Source organism: Nitrospirota bacterium (genome assembly GCA_004296885.1).
In the GTDB taxonomy this organism is placed as follows: domain Bacteria; phylum Nitrospirota; class Nitrospiria; order Nitrospirales; family Nitrospiraceae; genus SYGV01.
The window spans coordinates 218,674-237,332 of the sequence record SCVN01000023.1 but is presented as its reverse complement, the minus strand read 5'-3'; the positions used below and the strand labels follow the sequence as shown (position 1 = coordinate 237,332).

Annotated in this window: 21 protein-coding genes and 1 tRNA gene; 10 read left to right on the top strand and 12 right to left on the bottom strand. The window is 61.1% G+C overall.

The genetic code is table 11. From position 1 onward, the window contains the following. Nucleotides 1–37 precede the first annotated feature (37 nt). From hpt to EPO61_14230, 9 genes are all read right to left on the bottom strand, one after another. The gene (hpt, locus tag EPO61_14270) at nucleotides 38–586 is read right to left on the bottom strand and encodes a hypoxanthine phosphoribosyltransferase (protein TAJ07132.1); all 549 of its coding nucleotides are present in this window, start codon (nucleotides 584–586) and stop codon (nucleotides 38–40) included. Then, on the bottom strand, nucleotides 587–1,933 hold the full coding sequence (gene tilS, locus EPO61_14265) for a tRNA lysidine(34) synthetase TilS (protein TAJ07131.1): 1,347 nt from the start codon (nucleotides 1,931–1,933) through the stop codon (nucleotides 587–589). A gap of 149 nt (nucleotides 1,934–2,082) precedes the next feature. Further along, complete coding sequence (locus tag EPO61_14260; GenBank protein ID TAJ07130.1) at nucleotides 2,083–3,030, bottom strand: bifunctional riboflavin kinase/FAD synthetase; 948 nt, start codon at nucleotides 3,028–3,030, stop codon at nucleotides 2,083–2,085. Nucleotides 3,031–3,034: 4 nt separating this feature from the next. Then, nucleotides 3,035–4,009 carry a porphobilinogen synthase gene (gene hemB / locus EPO61_14255; GenBank protein ID TAJ07129.1) on the bottom strand — a complete coding sequence of 325 codons (975 nt, stop codon included), beginning with the start codon at nucleotides 4,007–4,009 and terminating at the stop codon, nucleotides 3,035–3,037. Between the two features lie 9 nt (nucleotides 4,010–4,018). Then, a complete protein-coding gene (locus EPO61_14250; GenBank protein ID TAJ07128.1) occupies nucleotides 4,019–4,411 on the bottom strand; it encodes a CBS domain-containing protein in 393 nt (130 codons plus the stop codon). Nucleotides 4,412–4,488: 77 nt separating this feature from the next. Continuing rightward, complete coding sequence (gene cobA, locus EPO61_14245) at nucleotides 4,489–6,036, bottom strand: uroporphyrinogen-III C-methyltransferase (GenBank protein ID TAJ07127.1); 1,548 nt, start codon at nucleotides 6,034–6,036, stop codon at nucleotides 4,489–4,491. Nucleotides 6,037–6,038: 2 nt separating this feature from the next. Continuing rightward, nucleotides 6,039–6,986 (bottom strand): hydroxymethylbilane synthase, encoded by a 948-nt coding sequence (locus EPO61_14240; protein TAJ07437.1) that lies wholly within the window; start codon nucleotides 6,984–6,986, stop codon nucleotides 6,039–6,041. Between the two features lie 380 nt (nucleotides 6,987–7,366). Continuing rightward, nucleotides 7,367–8,770: a glutamyl-tRNA reductase gene (locus EPO61_14235; GenBank protein ID TAJ07436.1), complete on the bottom strand. Its 1,404-nt coding sequence runs from the start codon at nucleotides 8,768–8,770 to the stop codon at nucleotides 7,367–7,369. Between the two features lie 22 nt (nucleotides 8,771–8,792). Next, nucleotides 8,793–9,596 carry a c-type cytochrome biogenesis protein CcsB gene (locus EPO61_14230; GenBank protein ID TAJ07126.1) on the bottom strand — a complete coding sequence of 268 codons (804 nt, stop codon included), beginning with the start codon at nucleotides 9,594–9,596 and terminating at the stop codon, nucleotides 8,793–8,795. A 204-nt stretch (nucleotides 9,597–9,800) separates the two neighbouring features. On the opposite strand from EPO61_14230, the gene EPO61_14225 reads away from it, so the two are divergent. Continuing rightward, nucleotides 9,801–10,553 carry an rRNA small subunit methyltransferase 1 gene (locus tag EPO61_14225; GenBank protein TAJ07125.1) on the top strand — a complete coding sequence of 251 codons (753 nt, stop codon included), beginning with the start codon at nucleotides 9,801–9,803 and terminating at the stop codon, nucleotides 10,551–10,553. Here EPO61_14225 and EPO61_14220 read toward each other — a convergent pair. The 3 genes from EPO61_14220 to EPO61_14210 all read right to left on the bottom strand — a co-directional run bounded on the left by EPO61_14220 (nucleotide 10,525) and on the right by EPO61_14210 (nucleotide 11,968). Further along, nucleotides 10,525–10,794: a sulfurtransferase TusA family protein gene (locus tag EPO61_14220; GenBank protein TAJ07124.1), complete on the bottom strand. Its 270-nt coding sequence runs from the start codon at nucleotides 10,792–10,794 to the stop codon at nucleotides 10,525–10,527. The genes EPO61_14225 and EPO61_14220 overlap by 29 nt on opposite strands. 95 nt (nucleotides 10,795–10,889) lie before the next feature. Continuing rightward, the gene (locus EPO61_14215; protein TAJ07123.1) at nucleotides 10,890–11,639 is read right to left on the bottom strand and encodes a hypothetical protein; all 750 of its coding nucleotides are present in this window, start codon (nucleotides 11,637–11,639) and stop codon (nucleotides 10,890–10,892) included. A 242-nt stretch (nucleotides 11,640–11,881) separates the two neighbouring features. After that, nucleotides 11,882–11,968 (bottom strand) — tRNA-Leu (locus EPO61_14210). Between the two features lie 136 nt (nucleotides 11,969–12,104). Here EPO61_14210 and EPO61_14205 point away from each other — a divergent pair. The 9 genes from EPO61_14205 (at nucleotide 12,105) to rpsB (ending at nucleotide 18,644) form a co-directional block, all read left to right on the top strand. Further along, nucleotides 12,105–12,383 (top strand): Fe-S cluster protector protein, encoded by a 279-nt coding sequence (locus tag EPO61_14205; protein TAJ07122.1) that lies wholly within the window; start codon nucleotides 12,105–12,107, stop codon nucleotides 12,381–12,383. A gap of 93 nt (nucleotides 12,384–12,476) precedes the next feature. Next, the gene (locus EPO61_14200; GenBank protein TAJ07121.1) at nucleotides 12,477–13,223 is read left to right on the top strand and encodes an SDR family NAD(P)-dependent oxidoreductase; all 747 of its coding nucleotides are present in this window, start codon (nucleotides 12,477–12,479) and stop codon (nucleotides 13,221–13,223) included. Nucleotides 13,224–13,313: 90 nt separating this feature from the next. Then, nucleotides 13,314–13,769 carry a bifunctional nuclease family protein gene (locus EPO61_14195; GenBank protein TAJ07120.1) on the top strand — a complete coding sequence of 152 codons (456 nt, stop codon included), beginning with the start codon at nucleotides 13,314–13,316 and terminating at the stop codon, nucleotides 13,767–13,769. Nucleotides 13,770–13,850: 81 nt separating this feature from the next. After that, the gene (locus tag EPO61_14190) at nucleotides 13,851–14,324 is read left to right on the top strand and encodes a bifunctional nuclease family protein (GenBank protein TAJ07119.1); all 474 of its coding nucleotides are present in this window, start codon (nucleotides 13,851–13,853) and stop codon (nucleotides 14,322–14,324) included. Between the two features lie 44 nt (nucleotides 14,325–14,368). Beyond that, on the top strand, nucleotides 14,369–14,800 hold the full coding sequence (locus EPO61_14185) for a 50S ribosomal protein L13 (GenBank protein ID TAJ07435.1): 432 nt from the start codon (nucleotides 14,369–14,371) through the stop codon (nucleotides 14,798–14,800). A 36-nt stretch (nucleotides 14,801–14,836) separates the two neighbouring features. Next, nucleotides 14,837–15,226, top strand: coding sequence for a 30S ribosomal protein S9 (locus EPO61_14180; GenBank protein ID TAJ07118.1), 390 nt, complete (start codon nucleotides 14,837–14,839; stop codon nucleotides 15,224–15,226). Nucleotides 15,227–15,320: 94 nt separating this feature from the next. Beyond that, entirely contained in the window at nucleotides 15,321–16,379 is a 1,059-nt protein-coding gene (locus EPO61_14175) for an N-acetyl-gamma-glutamyl-phosphate reductase (GenBank protein TAJ07434.1), read from the top strand. Between the two features lie 39 nt (nucleotides 16,380–16,418). Further along, entirely contained in the window at nucleotides 16,419–17,645 is a 1,227-nt protein-coding gene (gene argJ / locus EPO61_14170) for a bifunctional glutamate N-acetyltransferase/amino-acid acetyltransferase ArgJ (GenBank protein ID TAJ07117.1), read from the top strand. Nucleotides 17,646–17,870: 225 nt separating this feature from the next. Beyond that, nucleotides 17,871–18,644 carry a 30S ribosomal protein S2 gene (gene rpsB, locus EPO61_14165; protein ID TAJ07116.1) on the top strand — a complete coding sequence of 258 codons (774 nt, stop codon included), beginning with the start codon at nucleotides 17,871–17,873 and terminating at the stop codon, nucleotides 18,642–18,644. Nucleotides 18,645–18,659: the final 15 nt, after the last annotated feature.

The window sequence follows — 18,659 nt, the reverse complement described above, 5'->3', positions numbered from 1 at the left end:
ATTCTAACATAGTTATTCGAATGCTGACAACCGATTGCTAGGTCGCCTCGCCTTCTTCGTCGACCTGATCCAGGATGGCCAAATAGGGAAGATTGCGATATTTCTGTTGATAGTCCAAGCCGTAGCCGACTACATATTTATTGGGAATCTCAAATCCCACATAATCCACATGCACCGCAACCTGGCGGCGGTCGGGCTTGTCCAGCAAGGCGCAGACCTTGATTGATTTGGGCCTTCGTTTGGCAAGGGTCTTGGTCAGGTGCTGCAAGGTCAGACCCGAGTCGACGATATCCTCCACCAGCAGCACGTCCCGCCCGGCAATGTTCTCCGTTAAATCCGTCACCATCTTAACCTTTCCCGATGTCTTGGAGCGGGAACCGTAGCTGGAAACTACCAGGAAATCCACCCGCAACGGAATGCGGATGGCGCGGGCCAAGTCCGCGTAAAATGCAAAGGCGCCCTTGAGGATACCGACCAGAATGAGGTCCTTGTCGGCATAGTCCGACGCAATCTGCCGGCCGAGATCCTTGATGCGCGTGCGCATCTGCTCTTGTGTGACGATCGGACGCCCGAAGATACGTTCCATTCAGTCTGTTCCTCCTTCTGACGTGGACTCCAGCAGTTCCAGCAGCAGGGTCCGCTGTGTGCCAAGCCGAGCGCAAAACCGGTGATCGATCCGATGGCCTGCCACCCAGAGGATGCCATCCGGGGCCAGGATGATGGGGACGAGCGCACGCGCGTGGCGTGGCAGCTTGATGTCCGAAAAATAATCCTGCAACTTTTTTGTCCGCCCCCCCATCCCCGCCGGCTGAAAAACATCGCCTGGTTGCCATGATCGAACCTTCAGCGGCATGGATACCAGATCGAGATCAAGGCAAGCTTGGTTGCGGGGAATGGCCCTGCTTGAAGGAAGGAATCGGGGCCCCAGGCTGACTCGAATCAGCTGGCCTGTGAGGGGCCAACGGAGTAATGACGGAACCGGCAGGGTCAGACCGTTGGGAGCAGGGACCGTCGCATCATCGGCTGCGTTTGCAGTCACACGTGCGGACGGATCTGCTTGGAGTCGGACGGTTCCATATTCGTGGGTGACCAGCACGCCTTGGATGGTGGTGCTCGATCCGGTCCTTCCCTCAAACACCGTTTCCAGGAGCGAGGCGATAGTCCTGTATCCAGGTCCTTTGCGGCGCGGATGCAGGTCTTGGAGAAGGATACGAAGAATCCGTCGTTGGAGCGTCAGGGGAAGGGCCAAAAATCCGGTCCTGTCGACCATGACCCCTTGATCGCTTGTATGTACCAACGGGGCCATTGCGTCGTACGCCAACCGGTGCAAGTAGACATCGTCTTCGCGGAGAATATCGGCCTGGCGCGCCAAGCCCTCGACAATCGACGGGTTGAGCCGCTTCATGACGGGCAATAATTCGTGACGGATTCGGTTGCGCAAGTAAAGAGGTTTGGCATTGCTCGAGTCGAGCCGGAACGGCAACTCGCGGCTCCACAAATATTCCATGACCGCTTCGCGGGAAATGCCGAGTAGCGGGCGGATAAAGAGGGATTCACGGATCGGCGGGATGCCGGCCAGTCCGGCGATGCCGGCCCCACGCAGCATCCACATGAGCACGGTTTCGGCTTGGTCGTCTGCTTGGTGGCCCAGGACGATCCTGTCCGCTGTCAATGTTCGGCCCAATTCTGTCAGAATCCGATACCGAGCTTCCCGCGCGCGTTCTTGCAGCGACGAGCGATCGCGGACGCTCCCCTTTCGCGCCACGGTGACTCGTTCGCAGTGCAGAGTAATCCCGAAGCGGTCGCAGAGCCGGGCCACGAACCGGGCGTCTTCCTCCGATTCCTCCCCGCGCAGTCCATAGTTAATGTGGGCGGCATAGAGTGTCAACCGCCAAGCCGGCGCCAGTTCCTTCAGGACCGAGAGGAGCGCCACGGAATCCGGCCCTCCTGAGACCGCAACCAGGAGCCTCTGCCCTGGCTCAATGAGGCCTGCGGCCTTGGCGTGCCTGGCGACAAGCTGAAGCAGTTGCGTGGATTTTCTCTGTGTCTGGGCTGTGCGATGCACGAGGTGTTGGTCTCTTCCTAGGCTTCGGCCAAGGTCTGCGGCTGGTTGGCTAATGCTTCCCGGACCAGCCGCACGTCCAGCTCAATGCGGGCGGACAGGGCCTCCGCCGAGTCAAAGCGCAGATCGCCCCTGATACGTTCGATGAACTCGACCCGGATCTCCTGGCCGTACAACTGAACCGCCTGATCCAGAAGATGCACCTCCAAGAGCCGTGCCCCGGCGTCAAACGTCGGGCGCGTTCCGATGTAGGAGGCCGAGGCGAGGCGGTTCCCTCTCCAGTGCGCCATCGTGGCGTACACTCCATCCGGCGGGAGCGCAAGCCCTCGTGGCAGCGGGAGGTTGGCGGTCGGCCAACCGAGAGTCTGGCCTCGTTGTGCGCCCGCGACGACGGTGCCGCTGAATCCATAAGGACGGCCCAGGCAGCGAGCGGCTGCGCGCAGTTCCCCGGCTTGCACCAGTTGCCGGACCCTGGTGGAACTGACCACCTCCCCGTCCACCAGCACAGGGGCGACCGCATGGACGCGAAAGCCGGTCTTGGCACTGAGGCGAAGCAGATCGTCCATGCGTCCCGCTCGGCCTTTTCCGAAGGCAAAATGCTGGCCGACAAAGAGTTCCTTGACCCCGATCCCCTCTCCGAGCACCTGGTCCACGAACTCCTCCGGTGTCAACGCCGCCAAAGCGGCATTGAATGTGAGAAAGAGGACTTCCTCGATACCGGCGTCTTGGAAGCGTGCGAGCTTTTCCTCAAGGGGGGTCAGGAGCAACAGGTCAATGCCTGGCCTCAGGACCGTAATTGGATGGGGATCGAACGTCAGCACCATCGGAGTGCCGCCGGTCTCGGCGGCGGTCCGCACGACCGTCTGAAGCAAGGCCTGATGGCCCCGATGCTGGCCGTCGAAATTCCCGATTGTCAGGACGGGATAGGGGGACCGCTTGTGTTCGTCCAAGCCTCTGGTGATCTTCATCACGTCAGCCGTGAAGCAGCCGGGCTGCGTCTTTCGCGAAATAGGTCAGAATCAGATCGGCGCCCGCCCGTTTGATCGAGAGGAGCGACTCCAGCATGGCACGGGTCTCGTCCACCCATCCGGCTTGAGCCGCTGCCTTGATCATGCTGTATTCCCCGCTGACTTGGTAGGCGGCGATGGGGTGGTTGATCCTGGTCCTCGCGGTGGCAATGATGTCCAAGAAGGGCAAGGCCGGCTTGACCATGACAATGTCCGCCCCCTCCTCGATATCCAAGTCGATTTCCCGCAGCGCTTCGCGCGCGTTGGCCGGGTCCATCTGGTAGGACTGGCGGTCCCCAAACTTGGGGCTGGAATCGGCCGCCTCACGGAAGGGCGCATAGAAGCAGGAGGCGAATTTGGCGCTGTACGCCATAATGGGCAGTTCGCTGAATCCTCCGCGGTCCAGTTCTTTACGGATGGCGCCGACTCGCCCGTCCATCATGTCGGAAGGCGCCAGCATGTCCGCCCCGGCCTTGGCATGGGTCAGGGCCATGGCCCGAAGACAGTCCAAGGTCGCATCGTTCAGGATGCGCCCGTCTTGCACGATGCCACAGTGGCCGTGGGATGTGTACTCGTCGATGCAGACGTCCGTGATGACGACGAGCTCCGGTACCTGCTCCTTCAACGTTTTGACGGCCCGCTGCACGATGCCGTCCGGATCGTACGCCCCTGATCCCCGCTCGTCCTTCTTGTCGGGAATGCCGAAGAGAATCACGGCCGGAATGCCGAGCTGCCTGGCTTCGTCGGCTTCCTTCACCAGCAGATCCACCGACAGGCGGAACTGGCCCGGCATGGACGTGATCGGTTGCCGCTGGTCGCGGCCGTTCACCACGAACAGGGGGTAGATCAGGTCGGCGGCCCTGAGGCTCGTCTCTCTGACCATCCGGCGCAGGGGTTCGCTCTGCCGCAAGCGCCTCATTCGTTGATCGGGAAATGCCATGCCTCGCTCCTATTTTCTCGGCAGGTTGGTCAGGAACACCACCAGGTCGCGTACCGAGATCATGCCCACGAGCGCACCGTCCCTGGTCACCCCGAGATGCCGCAAATGATGGACGGCCATCATATCGTTGGCGTCGAGAATGGTCTTGTTTTCCTCGATGGTCAGGATCGGCGCCGACATGATCTGCTCGACGGGGGTCTTGGCGGCATCGGCGCCCACGGCGACGACGCGCCGCACTAGATCGGTATCGGTCAGGATACCGATGATTTCCTGATCTCTCGTAATGAAGACGCTGCCGATGTTGCGGTCGCGCATGACCTGGGCCGCCTTCCGCACATCCGTGTCCCGATCCACCGTAATGAACTTTTCCTTGGGCACCATAAACGACTTCACAGGAACCATACTGTCCTCCGTTCGCTAGTGATGACTGCGGTTAAGTAAGGGCGCGTTGACAATGTTGCACTGTGCGGTCGCCACGTTCAATGGGCGGCCATGGCCGGACTTGCCGAATGCCTGAGAATCGCCTCCACCAGGGCCGGGATGGTATTTTGGGTTGCCGTGATCGTCGCCGGTAGTCCGACGTCCGCCGCCGTTTGGGCCGTGATGGGGCCGATGCAGGCGATGGCGGTCCCGGCGGTCAATGTCTTCATCTCATGCTGACCGTCGAAGAGCTGGGCAAAGTTCCGGACCGTCGAGGAGCTGGCAAATGTGATCAGGTGGATCGCGCCCTGTCGAAGGAGATCTTTCAGCCAGGCTCGGTCCGCTGGCGGGCAGACCGTCCGGTAGGCGGTGACCACCGACACCTCCGCGCCGAGCGTGCGCAACTGTTCCGGAAGCAGCTCGCGTGCCACCGCCGCGCGGGGGATCAGCACATGTTGTCCCGCGACCCCTGCGGCTTTCATCGCCTCCACCAGCCCTTCGGCCTGGAATTCAGCGGGGAGCAGATCCGCACGCAGGCCATAGGCGGCCAATTCCTGGGCGGTCCGAGGCCCGATACAAGCAATTCGCAAAGCGGCCAGGGCGCGGCTATCCAGATTATGCTGGCGCAGCCGCTCCATAAAGGGCCGGATGCCGTTAACGCTGGTAAACACCAGCCATTGATAGAGGGAGAGACGGGTTACCGCGCCGTCGAGTTCTTCCCAGGACTCAGGCGGGACGATCTGAATGGTCGGACATTCGACTGGGTCGGCCCCGTAGGCTCCGAGAAGCTGAGTCAGCTCCCTTGCTTGTTCCTTGGCTCTGGTCACGAGAATGCGTTTGCCGAACAGGGGCTTGGTTTCAAACCAATTCAACTGGTCCCGGAGTCGCACCACCTCGCCGACCACAATGACGGTGGGGGGCTCCAGCGCTGCCGCTTGGGCTTTGGCGACGATTGTTGTCAGCGTGCCTACCAGGGTCCACTGATCGGGCCTGGTTCCCCAGCGGATCAAGGCCACCGGCGTCTCGCCCGCTTTCCCTTCCGCCAGCAGGCGCTCGACGATGGTCGGCAGGTTCTTCATCCCCATGAGAAAGACCAGAGTCCCGTGGCTTGCGGCCAGGCGCGGCCATTCCAGAGTCGCGGCTCCTTTTGCCGGGTCCTCGTGGCCGGTCACGAAAGTCACGGTCGAGGCCAGTGTGCGATGGGTCACCGGAATGCCGGCGTACGCCGGAGCGGCGACCGCGGAGGTGACCCCGGGCACGACCTCGAACGGCAGCCCGGCCGCCGCCACGGCTTCCGCTTCCTCTCCGCCCCTGCCGAACACAAAGGGGTCTCCCCCTTTCAGCCTGACCACGACCTTCCCTGCGCGAGCCTTTTCGATCATGAGGCGGATGATGGCCTCCTGGTCCTGGTACCGTCCTCGGCCCCGGCGCCCTACATAGATGCGCTCAGCGTGGGCCGAGACATGATGGAGGAGCAGCGGGTTGGCCAGATAGTCGTAGAGGATGACATCGGCCTGTTGGAGGCATTCCTTTCCGCGCAACGTCAGGAGCTTGGGATCGCCGGGCCCTGCGCCGACCAAATAGACTGTGCCGCTCTTTTTAATCACGGTCAGCCTTTCCCGTAAATCTGGCTCAGAATGGCCTGCCCTCCGCGAGCCAGCAGCCGTTCAGCCAGTTGGCGTCCCACATGTTCGGCTTCGGGGGCCAGTCCTTCGATCGTCTCGCGCAAGACTTGCCGGCCATCCACGCTGGCAACCAGCCCTTCCATCAAGAGAGTTTTGCCCTGGACTGTTGCATGGGCGGCGATAGGAACCTGGCAGCCTCCTTCCAGCCGTTCCAGCAGGGCCCGCTCCGCCGATACGGCTATACGGGTTTCCAGGTGGTCCAATTTCTGGAGGAGCGTGCCCACAAACGCATCATCACGACGCCCCTCAATCCCGATGGCCCCCTGCCCGATAGCCGGAAGACTGATCGTGAAAGGCAAATATTCCGTTACCTCATCCAGCCATCCTAAGCGAGTCAGGCCGGCCGCCGCCAGAACAATGGCCTCGTAGTCTCCATCCCGAACTTTGCGCAGACGGGTGTCCAGGTTGCCGCGCAGCATCTGAATGCGCAGATCCGGTCGGTGATGGAGGAGCTGGGCTTGCCGGCGTAGGCTGCTGGTGCCGATGCGGGCTCCAGCCGGCAGGTCCGCCAACTTACACGAGTTCCGACTGATGAGCGCATCGTGCGGGTTTTCCCGTTTGGGGATGCACAGGATCGCGAGCTGTTCGGGAAGCTGAGTCGGGACATCTTTCATGCTGTGCACGGCCAGGTCGATTTCTTCCCGCAGCAGGGCCTCTTCAATTTCTTTCACGAAGAGACCTTTGCCGCCGATGGCAGCCAAGGGCACATCCAGAATCTTATCCCCGGAGGTTTTGATGGTCCTGAGGGTGACCGAGAGGTCCGGGACGATGGCATGCAGGCTGGCCTGGACCCATTCGGCCTGCCAGAGGGCCAGCTTGCTTCCCCGCGTGCCAATAATCAGCGATGAGCGTCGTGTGGTGGAGTATGCCATCATATTCGCATGTGAGTTTGTCTGGCCGAGCCCACTTACCGGCCTGGTTCGCGATCAGGACTTGGGAATGGAGCCGCGGGCGAGTCTGCCGGAGAGCGGTCTCCCGGCGGCTTTTCACGTCCCTCGCTCGGGGATGCTGCCGACAGGCGTGGTGTGACGCCCAAGTTGCCTCGGTAATACGAGGCCACGAGCAGAAAGCTCAGCAGTCCCATGATGGCCAACAGATACATCAACACGTCCCAACGAAACCCTTCTTGCTCCCGGTAGTCATATCCGCACCGGGGACAGTCGGGAAGCGGTTCATGACCCAGATACGTACTCCGGCACTTGGGGCAAGTAAATAATTGAGGGCCCTGTGCCATCGCCTTGCCTGTGAACCGTTACGCCCGCTTCTGCTCCGGTTCTCCGCCTGGCGCGCTTTGTTTCAAGGCTGCCGCCGGTGCCGGAACCTGTGCCGCCCCCCTGCTCTCGCTCCTGGCCAGGGTGGGCTCCGCGGGGATGGCGGGCGGCAACTGGTCTGCATCCAGGCTGAAAAATCGCTTGGCGGCTTCGACGTACATGGAGCTGCCGGCGGAATGGGCTTCCGCTTTCAGCGTCACCAAGGGACCGTGCAGCAGCTTGTTGACAATGGCGGAGGCCAATCCCTCGATAGCGCCTCGTTCTTGCGCCGACAGGTGTCCGAGCCGGGCCATGACCTTGTCGATCTCCGTTTGCTTGATGTCTTCGGCCCGTTTGCGCAGGGCGACGATCGTCGGGGTGACGTCCAAGGACTTAAGCCACTGGAGGCTGGTGACCACCTCTTCCTCGATCATGCCTTCCGCCTTGACCGCCTCGCGCCGGCGTTCTTCCCGGTTCTGCTCGACCCGCATTTCCAGATCGTCAATGTCGAATAGAAACGCGTTGTCGATGTCCTTGACGGCCGGTTCGATATTGCGCGGCACAGAGATGTCGATCAGGAAAATGGGGCGGTTCATGCGCCGCCGGACGGCTTCTTCCACGTCGGCGGCCCGGATCAGGTAGTGCGCGGCGCCGGTCGAGCAGAGGACGATATCGGCCTCCGCCATGGCCCGGCGGAATTCATCGAAGGGAATCGAGGTGCCGTTGAATCGTTGCGCCAGTTCGATCGCGCCTTGGGGATTCCGGGTGGTGATCATGACCCGCTGCACGCCGTTGTTGATCAGGTGTTTGGCGGCCAGTTTGGCCATCTCCCCCGCTCCGACCAGCAGGACCGTCTTCTCGCTGAGGTTCGAGAAGATCTTCTTGGCAAGTTCGACGGCGGCGTAACTAACCGACACCGCGGTTTCGGCGATCTTGGTTTCCGTCCGGACCCGCTTGGCTGTCGAAATCGCTTTCTGCAACAGCTTGTTGAGCACCACCCCGCTGGCTTTATGCGTCAAGGAGGCCTCGAACGCGTCCTTGAGTTGGCCCAGGATTTGCGGTTCTCCGATGACCATGGAATCCAGGCTGGCCGCGACCCGAAACAGGTGACTGATCGCGCGGCCGTCGGTATGCCAATAGAGGTGCGGCGTGAGTTGCTCGGAAGACAGAGAGAGATGCGTATCGGCCAGAAACTCCTGCACCCGCGCAAAGCCGGCATCGACATCGTCCACGACGGCATAGACCTCGACGCGGTTGCACGTGGAGAGGAGCACGCCTTCTTTGATCCCCTGGTAGCCGCACAACCGGTGCAGCGCTTCGCCCAATCGGCTCTCCGGGACGGCCAGCCGCTCGCGCACCTCCACGGGAGCCGTCTTATGGCTCAAGCCGACCGCGATGATGTTCATGCTCTGGACCTCACGGAAGCCCTCATGCGACGGCTCCATGGGCTTTCAGCACCACGCCGATGAAGGTCAAGACCACTCCGGCAAACCCGATGATCGTCAGATAGGCGGCACGCTTGGCCCGCCAGCCGACGGTCAGACGTCCCATCAGCACCACGAAATAAAACAGCCAAGTGACCAGCGCCCAGAGTTGTTCGGGATTCCAACTAAGGTATGAACCTTGCGCGAACTCGGCGGAAAAGGCGCCCGCGATAATGCCCATGGTCAGGAGCGGAAATCCCATCACGATGGACTGCTGGTTCAGTCGGTCCAGAAAGTCCAGCGGCGGCAACTTGCTGTAGAGGACATTGAATCGCTTGGATTTGAGCAGGCCATCCTGGATCAGGTACATGATTCCGGCCACGAACGCCACGGCGAATCCGACCGTGCCCAACATACTGAGCGTCACGTGGACCCAGACGGTCTTGAGCACCGGCTCCAGCGTCGGGACCTCTTTGGGCAGAGCCGCGGCGGACAGGAGGGAAATCAAGGCCAGGGGAAGAATAAACGAGCCGAGGACATGGATACGCTGACGGATCTCCACAAACAGAAACACCAGCACGAGTGCCCAGGAAAAAAACGACATGGCTTCGTGGAAGCTGGCCAGCGTCACCTGTCCCGCCTCCAGCATGCGTGTCAATAGAGCCAGGGTATGGGTCAGGAATCCGACCGCCGTGACGCCCAGGGAGACCCGTGATAGGGCCTCCGATCGTCGGAGCAGGTAGGCCAGGAAAAAACCTGTGCCTGCAAAATAGAGGACGATCGTCGCGATAAAAAACGTGACCGGCATCAGCCCTATCCTCGCAACTTCACTGAGAAAATTCCTACCTTAAAACCCGTTATTATAACGTCAAGCGTGCGAGAGGGTCAAGGAAGGGACTGATTCATCGGAGGATCATTGCGGCCGGCTCGTCCGCGCGCACTTCTAGACATTCCGCTGAGAGGACAAGTAGGATAACCGATACATCTTGTGCCTGATCCGAAGGGTGGTGTGATGAAAAACAGCGTCAGCCCGGGAACGTTATATGTCGTCAGCTCCCCGATCGGCAACATCGAAGACGTAACCTTTCGGGCGCTTCGTGTTCTCCGGGAGGTGGCGGTCATCGCCGCGGAAGATCCGCAACAGACCCGGGCGCTCTGCGAGCGGCATGATTTCTGCGCGCCGCTTACCAGTTACCACAATGAGAACAAAGAAGAAAAAACCGCGGTGCTGCTGTCGCGTCTTCGCGAGGGGGCCAGTGTGGCGCTGGTCGCAGACGAGGGGACTCCGGTGATTGCCGACCCCGGAAAGTTTCTGATTCAAGAAGCCATCCGTGCGGGCATCCCGATTGCTCCGGTGCCGGGCCCATCCGCCGGATTGGCGGCCCTCTCTGTTTCCGGCTTCTCGGGGGACCGGTTTCTTTTCCTGGGGGCCATTCCCAATACATTTGCGGCCCTGCATCGCTTGTTAGGAACCTTGCGGAAGGAGCCAGGCACGCTGATCCTCCTGGCGACTGCGGGCAGGCTTCGCAAGATCCTCCAAGCCGTCAAGGAAGTGCTGGGCGACCGAAATGTTGTAGTGGCCGAGGATCTGACGATGTCCGGGGAGACGGTCGTCCGCGGCCAAGCCGACGCTGTCATGAGGCAGCTTCTTGAGATCCCCATCAGCGGAGCGGTGACACTGGTGATTGAAGGAGGCGAGGGAAAGGCCGGACAAAATCGGAAGAAAAAAACGCGGCTTAAGAGGCAGCGCGTTTCCGGATCGTGACGCGATAGGCGCCTGTCAACAATTCCTGTGCAAGCACGGTATGCCCGTCGTCGGACACGCTTCGCGGCACGTTGCGGATCGGGTCCCCCTCGTCGAGAATAACCGCCAGGATCTGTCCCGCCTGCATGGTTTCCAGTTTCAGTTTGGTCTTGACGAAGTTGTAGGGGCAGATCACGCCCCGCAAATCCAGTTCCGCATCGGCATGCAAGTTGTCCAAAGCTGCCTGTGCCGGCTCGTTCATCTTACCGCCAGATTGCAAGGGGCTAAAAACAGCGGTGGCGGCTTATCGCCGCCACCGCCTTCACGCTCTGACTGATCCGACAACCGGGTCGCGGTTTACTGCAGACCCTTCGTATAGGAAGGCTTGTCGGAGCTTCCGTAGTCGCTCTTGGTGCTGTTGCCATAGCCCCAGCCCGGCTGCGGATCGCAGTTCCAGCAGGGAGCGGCACCGGTGACTTCGCCGATCGAGCTATTGAAGCCCTTGGCGCCGGTCACTTCGCCAGGAAGAATCTGTCCAACCGGGCCGCCTGTTCCTGAGCCGGAGTTGGTCTCAATGCCCCGCTCGGTTCCGGGGTTGGGCCGCTGGCCGAGGCCGCCGAAGCCGGCCAGTTTCTCGTTACCGCGGAGGACGGAAACGTCACGGACCAACTTTCGGCCTGTTCCAAAGGGCTGATTCGCAGAAATTTCTTCACGGACCTGAACGGTCACGTCATCACCGCTGTTGACCTGCTTGATCAACTCCATATTGGTATCGCTATCCAGATAGAGGGTCAGGGAGGACATGGCACCGGTCCCTGCCCGGCCTTCGTCGTGTGAGCTGCCACCCGTCTCGAGGTGTAGCCGCCGGCCAGGAATATCGATGGCCAGCACGCGACCGAAGACCGTTTCGTTCTGCGAGAGCCGCTCCAGGAACGCGCTCTTGTCAAAGGAGCTGGTGCGGGTCGAGTTGCCGGACACGTCGCCGACGCCCGCTCCGACTCCGAAGCCGGACCCGGAGGATGACTGCGGTAGCCGCTCTTGGGCCGTTGCCACCCCCACGGAGCCGGCGAGCAGGATCATTGCTCCGAACAAAAATGCCTTACGCATGTGCTGCCTCCTTGTGAGTTAGACTATGAATGATGAACGACAAAACCGATGTAACGTACCCGATTCATTGGCGCATGTATAGAGAGACAGGCGCGGATATTAGGATATTCACCCCTGTCTGTCAAGAGGGAAATTCCGTTGATTGTGTCGAAAGGTCGCCCATGCCACTACCTGGGGTGGTATTCAGTTCTTGGAGGGTGCCTCCAGCTTTCGTATCAAAATGTATTCGTGAGGCGGGAGGATGGTGCCCGGAGGGAGGATCGAACTCCCACTCTCTTGCGAGAACGAGATTTTGAGTCTCGCGCGTCTGCCAGTTCCGCCATCCGGGCCGATAGGTTAATGGCGTTTCTTTAACATTGATGTCGGCAGGCCGTCAACCGGGCGCGCCTCTTTTCTTTCTCTCGGCATGAATGCTAGAATGCCCCTGCATGATGTCTGCGCGCGAGGGGTAAGGAGGATGTTCTGATGGCTGCTGTGCAATGTGTCAAATGCGCCAAAGAGGGCGAGGCGATTACCGATACGCTCTTTATGGGAAAACTTGAATCCGAGATCAAGGCCAAGGTGTGCAAGGACTGCTGGAAGCAGTGGGAGGGCATGCGGGTCATGGTCATCAACGAGTATCAGGTCAATCTCGGCGAGGAGAGTGGGCGAGAACTCGTCAAGAAACAGATGCGGGCCTTTCTCAACCTCGGCGAGGCGGTGGATACCAGCAAGCTGCAGCAGAATTTCAAGCCCCAGGCATAGCGCTCCGATCGGCTCGATGATGGTTCATGTCTCGCCTTGACGGATAGGCCAACCTACAGAAAACCGCGCCCCCCCGCCCCTCGCCCATCACGGATGACAAGGGGCGCCGGTATCCGGTCCGAGTCCCGACCGCTTGCCGGTCAAGTGGCGCTCATTACCGGGGCCGGCCGCGGCATCGGTCGGGCTACGGCTGAACTCTTCGCACAGGCCGGCGCGCGGCTTGTCTTGTGCGCAAGAACCAAGAGACAGCTCGATGCGACGCTCAAGTCCATCGTCGCCGGCGGTGGAGAAGCGGTGGCGCGGGTGGCGGACATCGGATTGGCCAGGCAGGGGCGAGCCTTGGCGGGTCTGGCCAAGCGGCGCTACGGTCGGCTCGACATTCTCATTAACAATGCCGGGATTCTGGGGCCGCTGGCGCCCCTCGTCGCGTATCCCCTGCGCGAGTGGAGTAAGGTGCTGCGGGTGAACCTGACCGGGACCTTTATCGTCACCCAGCAGGCGGCCAGGCTGATGGCGGCTCAGGGTAGAGGGTGCATCGTCACCATCTCGTCCTCAGTGGGCCGGGCAGGACGTGCGAATTGGGGCGGCTATGCCGTCTCGAAGTTCGGAGGAGAGGGCATGAGCCAGATACTCGCCGATGAGCTTCGGACCCGCGGCGTCATCGCGTTCACCTTCAATCCGGGGGGAACGAAGACCGACATGAGAGCCCGGGCCTATCCGCGTGAAGATCGACGGCGCCTGCATACCCCATCCGAGGCGGCCCAGGTCCTGCTCCGCCTTGTGGCCTCGGCGACTCCGGCCATGTCAGGGAAAGCCTTCGATTTTTCCGATCGGTCATGAGGTTTTCCGGCAAGGCTGGCGAGGGGTTTCATTGACAATTACCATCGGCGGATGGTATAGAAGCTCGGTTATGCTAAAGAGCCCGACCCTATGATTACACAGATGAAAGTCCGCGGGCTGACGTTTGATCCCTATAGCAATACCTTTGTGGTCATTTTGCGGGATGAGCATAACGTGGATATGTTACCCATTTGGGTTGGAAAATCAGAAGCCAGCGCGATCAGTTTTGCGTTGGAGGGCGTGGCGGCGCCGCGACCTATGACGCATGATCTGATGAAGGCCGTGTTGGATGCGGCCGGAGCCAAGGTGATCAGCGTGGTCGTCACGGATTTGAAGGACAACACCTACTACGCCAGAGTCCACCTGATGAGCGAAGATTCGGAATATTCCATCGACGCCAGGCCCAGCGACGCCATCGCGTTGGCCCTGCGAGCCGATGCGCCGATCTTTGCAAAAGAAGACGTGATTCGGCAGCAGGCGTCCGAAGAGCTGGGGCAGTGGCTGGAGAACCTCAAGCCGGAAGATTTTGGGAAGTACGAATCCTGACCGACGGGCCTTCGGTAAGGCCGGAACGACCAACCGTTCGGCTTTTCGGCAGACCGCGCAAACAATCGACCATGGACGACGATGGCAGCCGATGACGTAGACGCCGGTGAACTGATCCGCTTGTCGGTGCATGGAGTCCTGCCCGACCAGAACACCGACACCCACATCGTTATCCTTCGGGATGAACAGCATGCCGAGGTGTTGCCGATCTGGGTCGGCGCGGCGGAAGGTAACGCGATCAGAATGGCGTTGGAGGGAATGGTTTCGCCACGCCCCATGAGCCACGATCTGATTCGAAGCTTCGCGGAGCACTTGAACGTCAAGGTGACGCAGGCGGTGATCACGGAGGTCAAGAGCAACACCTATTATGCCAGGATTCACCTGCTCACCGCGGATGGCGAACAAACGGTGGACTCGCGTCCGAGCGATGCGATCGCCTTGGCGCTTCGCACCAACTGTCCGATTTTTGTGACGCAGGAGGTTCTGAAGCAGCGGGGCGGCACGAATCTGGACGCATGGCTGGAGCGGTTCGGGACAAAGAATCTCGGGAAGTAACTCGGCTTAGGAACGGGCATCGGACACAGGAAGGATGGAAGAGGATCATGGGAACCTATCTTGAGAAACCGGCGGACGTCGTGCGCAAGTGGTATCTGGTGGATGCCAACGGCAAGACGCTCGGTCGTTTGGCGGCACGGGTCGCCATCTTATTGCGCGGCAAACACAAGCCTACGTTCACGCCCCATGTGGACACGGGGGACCATGTGGTGGTGATCAATGCGGGCAAGGTGCATCTGACCGGCGACAAGATGCGCACCAAGTTGTACATCCATCACACCGGTTATCCCGGCGGGCTCAAAACCACCTCCGCCGAACATCTGCACGCGAAGAACCCCACGGAGTTGCTGGCTCGGGCCATCAAGGGCATGCTCCCGAAAAACACGCTGGGAAAGCAGATGGCGAGAAAGTTGAAAGTCTATCCGGGGGCCGAGCATCCGCACCATGCGCAACGCCCGGAAGTGCTCGCGCTCTAACCTGATCTCTCTACGGGACTGAAGGAGGCATCGTCGATGGCCGCAACACAGTATGCAACCGGCAAACGCAAGTATGCGATCGCGAGGGCGTGGGTGTCCGCCGGCAACGGCAGCATCGTCGTCAACACCAGGCCGCTGGACCAGTATTTTCCCCGGCCGTCCTTGCAGAGCTTGATTCAATTCCCGCTCGAAGTGACCGGCCTCGCTGGCAAGTGTGACGTCAAGGCGACGCTCTGCGGCGGCGGCACCACCGGCCAGGCCGGCGCGCTACGCCATGCCATCGCCAAAGCGTTGGTGACCATGAATCCGGCCTTGCGGGAGCCCCTCAAGAAGGAAGGCCTGCTGACCCGCGATTCGCGCGTCAAGGAGCGGAAAAAATACGGGCAGAAGGGAGCCAGGAAGCGGTTCCAGTTCTCCAAGCGTTAAGGCATCGCGAGTTGTCTGTCAAAAGGGAAGGCCTCGCGGCCTTCCCTTTTTTCTGTCTGTTGTCGAAGGAATCAGCGGCGTGAGTACGACTAAAATCATCACCGTGGCGGTGGCGGGGGCCAGCGGCTACACAGGCGGTGAGTTGCTGCGCCTGTTGCTCGGGCATCCGCGCGTGAAGATCACGGCGGTCACCTCGGAAAAGTCAGCCGGGAGTCCCGTGGCCGCCTCGTTCCCCCACCTGGCGTCGGTGCTTTCCCTGTCCTTTGAAGCCCTGGCTCCGGAGGAGATCTCGAAGCGCGCCGACGTGATCTTTTTGGCCCTCCCCCACACCAAATCGCTGGCGCCGGTTGCGGCCTGCCTGGCCGCTGGCAAGCACGTGATTGATTTAAGCGCCGACTACCGGCTGAAAGATCCGGTGCTCTATGAAACCTGGTACCAGACGCCGCATCTCCATCCGAACTTATTGCGCGAGGCAGTCTATGGATTGCCGGAGCTGCACCGGGATGCGATTAAGTCGGCGCGCCTAGTGGCCTCTCCTGGTTGTTACCCAACCGCAGCCATCTTGCAGATGGCGCCATTGGTCGCCAAGGGACTGGTAACGCCGGATACGCTGGTGATCGATGCCAAGTCCGGGGTCTCCGGCGCGGGGCGGAGCCCGGCGCTCCCCTATCATTTTCCCGAAGCCCATGAGTCCATTGAGGCCTACAAGGTCGGCCAGCATCGTCATATTCCCGAGATCGAGCAGGAGTTGGGTCTGCTCAGCCGGCGTTCGGCAGCGAAGACGGCCGCCTTGCGAGTGGCCTTTACTCCCCACTTGGTGCCGATGAATCGCGGCATCCTCAGCACCGCCTATTGCCGGCTGCGCGAGCCGCTGGGACAGGATGAGGTGAGAGCCCTGTACGCGGACTTCTATAAGGGGGAGCCCTTCATCCGGCTCCAGAGCGGGAACGCCTCCGCCAATCCGCGCCACGTCCGCGGATCAAACTTCTGCGACCTGTCCGCCTTTTCGGACGCGCGATCCGGTTGGGTGGTCACCGTCGCGGCGTTGGACAACCTGGTGAAGGGAGCTGCGGGCCAGGCGATTCAGGCCATGAATTTGATGTTGGGGTTTCCGGAAGACATGGGCCTCCGCTCGCCGGGAGTCTTCCCGTGAGCAGACTTACCGCCCGCCCCTGCTTGGTCTCTCGATAACATGAAGCCGACGACCATTCACAAGATCCCCGGCGGGATCACGGCCCCGCGCGGCTTTCTCGCTGCCGGTCTCCATGCCGGCATCAAAAAACCCTCGATCCTGGATCTGGCGCTTGTGGCCTCCGAACAGCCGGGGCCTGTTGCCGGGCTGTTTACCACCAACCAAGTTGCCGCCGCCCCCGTGGTCCTGGATCGACTCCATCTCAAGCAAGGGCAAGGGATGGGGCGCGCCTTCATCGTCAACAGCGGCAATGCCAACGCCTGTACCGGCGCCCAGGGGTTGGCCGACGCGAAGGCAATGGCCACGTTGGCGGCTCAGTGCCTTGGCGTGCCCGTTCGTTCGATCTTTGTCAGCTCCACCGGGGTCATCGGCCAGTTCTTGCCGATGACCGCGATCAGGCAGGGAGTCCCGCGATTGGTCCAGCGGCTGCGCCGGACCGGAGGACGGGAGGCGGCCAAGGCAATTCTGACGACGGATCTGAAGGCCAAGGAAGTGGCCCTGCGGGCGCGGATCGCCGGGCATGTGGTGACGGTCGGCGGAATGGCCAAGGGGTCCGGAATGATTCATCCGAACATGGCCACCATGCTGGCCTATCTGACCACGGATGCGGCGATCACACCGCCGGTATTGCAGCGAGCGCTGCGGGTGGCGGCCGAGACGTCGTTCAACTGCATTTCGGTGGATGGGGACACCAGCACCAACGACACCGTCCTCTGTCTAGCAAACGGCCTGGCGGGTAATGCTCCGTTGCGCGACGGCACGAAGGAGTTGGCTTCATTCCAGGCCTTGCTCAGCGAAGCCTGCCGTTCGCTGGCCATGCATATCTGCCGCGACGGTGAAGGGGTGACGAAGATCGTGCAGGTTCTGGTCACGGGGGCGAAGTCAACGGCTGACGCGAAGGCCGTGGCTAACACCGTCGGCACCTCCTGCCTGGTCAAGACCGCCTTCTTCGGGGAAGACGCGAACTGGGGCCGGATCATGGCGGCCGTCGGGCGCGTCGGCGTGCGCATCAGACCCGAGCGGATCGGGTTGACCATCGAAGGGGCGCCGATCGTCAAAGGCGGCGTCAGTCTTGGGCACGCCGCGGAGCGAGCCATTGCAAAGCTGTTCCGCCGGCGGGAGTTTCGAATCGTGATCGACTTGGGACTCGGCTCTGCGCAGGGCGCCATCTGGACGACCGACCTCTCCTACGAGTATGTGCGGATCAACGCGTCCTATCGATCGTAGGAACGAACGCCGCCGGCTTGCAAATCCGGTCCCGATCATGCTACGTTTTCAAGCCCTTGTACGATTTCGACAAACGCAGACTTCGGTACTCAGGGGAAAGCCGCAAGGCTCATTACTCAAATTCGAATTGGCGTGTTGCACGCCACTCGGCTTGGGAATAAGGGGAGAAAGACCTCTCGTCCGATGTCGTCGGACGCTCCGCAAGCAGAGGAAGGAGGTGAACGGATGGGGATGATCGCGATCAAGGAATTGCTGGAAGCCGGTGTCCATTTTGGCCACCAGACCAATCGCTGGAATCCGAAGATGAAACGGTTCATCTTCGGCGAGCGCAACGGGATTTACATCATCGATCTGCAGCAGACGGTGCAGCGGTTCGAAGCCGCCTACGCCTTTGTCCGTGATACGGTCTCGGCCGGCGAGTCCGTGCTCTTCGTCGGCACCAAGCGCCAGGCCGTGGACATTCTCGAGGAAGAAGCCAAGCGGGCCCGCATGTTCTTCGTCAACAAGCGGTGGCTGGGCGGGATGTTGACGAATTTCCAGACGATCCGCAAGAGCATCGAGAAGCTGAAGAAATTCGAATCGGCTCTGACCGACGGCACCCATCAGCGGCTGACCAAGAAAGAAGTCGGTCAGATGGAAAAAGAGCGGGTCAAGCTGGAAAAGTATCTCAGCGGGATCAAGAGCATGAACAGCCTGCCCGGCTGCGTGTTCGTGCTGGACACGCGGATCGAGCACATCACGATCATGGAGGCGAACCGGCTCGGGATTCCGGTCATCGCGATCGTGGACACCAACTGCGATCCCGACGGCATCGATTATCCGATCCCGGGGAACGACGACGCCCTCCGTTCCATCAAGCTGGTCGTGTCGCGCATTGCAGACGCCTGTGTCGAGGGCGCGCACCTGCGTGCGCAGCGCGAGGAGGGCGAGAAGCCCGAGGCCCAGGGAGAGGTGCGCAAGGCGACCGGGATGGTGATGGAAGCCGTTCCGGCTTCGTAACGGGTCCGGCGTCGG